The following is a 263-nucleotide window of genomic DNA, read 5'->3' on the forward strand; positions in this document are numbered from 1 at the left end:
CCCGCGGTTGCCGCCGATAAATGCTTTAAACTGGCAGCAAATAATGAGTGTGGAGCTGCGGTAAATATAACTCCCGCAACTAAAATAAGCACCAAATCGTGATTAGTGGTCGCATAAATAGGCACTTCAATAAACGCGCAAAGCATTAGGCTGGCAACCAAGGTTTGATAAAACATGGTTTGCGGGCCACCGTATTGATTAAAATAGCGCTTATGAATGATATTACGAATGGCAAAAAAGAACGCCGAAATAACCCCAGTGAT

Annotated in this window: 1 protein-coding gene; it reads right to left on the reverse strand. The window is 43.0% G+C overall.

Annotated features, from left to right (window positions below):
* Positions 1-263, reverse strand: a 263-nt coding sequence (locus AAEY79_RS15300) for an EamA family transporter (RefSeq protein ID WP_352289360.1), incomplete at both ends; no start/stop codon positions are given.

The organism is Psychrobacter sp. GW64-MNA-CIBAN-0177 (genome assembly GCF_040309585.1).
Lineage (GTDB): Bacteria > Pseudomonadota > Gammaproteobacteria > Pseudomonadales > Moraxellaceae > Psychrobacter > Psychrobacter okhotskensis.